The sequence below is a fragment of the Geodermatophilus sp. SYSU D00758 genome (assembly GCF_054049955.1).
This window is the reverse complement of sequence record NZ_JBJGYK010000089.1, coordinates 1-1,277: the sequence shown is the minus strand read 5'-3', so window position 1 is coordinate 1,277 and position 1,277 is coordinate 1. Positions and strand designations below refer to the sequence as shown.

Sequence of the window (1,277 nt, the reverse complement as noted above, 5' to 3'; positions counted from 1 at the left end):
GGGACTGCCCCCGGTTCGGTTGACTCCTTGCCTGTGAGGCCCTGGGCCTCGCTGGAAGGATCAGCATCGTGCCCAAGCCGTTCCCGGCGGAGTTCCGTCGTGACGTCATCGCCGTGGCCCGCAAGGGCGAGGCCTCGGTCGCCCAGGTGGCCCGGGACTTCGGGATCTCGGAGTCCTGTCTGCAGCGCTGGCTGAAGATCGCCGACCGCGAGGACGGGATCGCACCACCGGCCTCGAGCGACCGCGGTGGAGGCGGGGGCGCCGACGAGTCCGCGGAGCTGCGGGAGCTTCGCCGGCGCAACAAGCTGCTGGAGCAGGAGAACGAGATCCTGCGGCGGGCGACGGCCTATTTCGCCCGCGACGTGCTCCCAAAATGATCTACCCGCTGGTCCGTGAACTCGCCGCCGAGCACATCCCTGTCGCGGTGACCTGCCGGGTGCTGGGCTTCTCCAAGCAGGCCTTCTACAAGTGGCAGGCCAACCCGGTGAGTCAGCGCGACTGGGACGACGCGCACCTGATCAACGCCGCCTACGACATCCACCGTGACGATCCGGCCTTCGGCTACCGGTTCATCGCCGACGAACTGCGCGAACGCGGCGTCCCGGCTGGGGAGAACCGGGTCGCGCGGTTGTGCTCGCAGCAGCGGATCTGGTCGGTGTTCGCCAAGAAGCCGGGCCTGAACCGCAAGGCCGGCCCGCCGGTGCACGACGACCTCGTCGACCGTCAGTTCACCGCCACCGCGCCCAACGTGACCTGGCTGACCGACATCACCGAGCACCCCACCGCCGAGGGCAAGCTCTACCTCTGCGCGATCAAGGACGTCTACTCCGGGCGGATCGTCGGCTACTCGATCGACTCGCGGATGAAGGCGTCGCTGGCGGTGGCGGCCCTGCGCAATGCCATCGCCCGGCGCAGCCCGGTCGGCACCGTGGTGCACTCCGACCGCGGCAGTCAATTTCGCTCCACCGCCTACGTCCGCACGCTGGCGAACAACGGCCTGGTCGGCTCGATGGGCCGGGTCGGTGCCTGCGGGGACAACGCCGCGATGGAGTCCTTCTTCGCGCTGCTGCAGAACAACGTCCTGAACCGGCAGCGCTGGATAACTCGCGACGAGCTTCGGCTGGCGATCATCACCTGGATCGAGCGGACCTACCACCGCCGTCGCCGGCAGCGCCGCCTCGGCCGACTGACCCCGGTCGAATACGAGACACTCACCCACGCCGCAGCAGCGGCCTGACCCCCTACCGGAACGAGTCAACCGGACTGGGGGCAGTCCC

The 1,277-nt window shown here is 69.0% G+C and carries 1 protein-coding gene; it reads left to right on the top strand.

All coding sequences use genetic code 11. The features are described 5' to 3' along the window. Positions 1 to 68: 68 nt before the first annotated feature. A protein-coding gene (locus ACI8AC_RS25195) for an IS3 family transposase (protein WP_456900597.1) occupies positions 69 to 1,237 on the top strand; the annotation gives its coding sequence in 2 pieces (ribosomal slippage) (positions 69 to 366 and positions 366 to 1,237; 1,170 coding nt in all). Positions 1,238 to 1,277 lie beyond the last annotated feature (40 nt).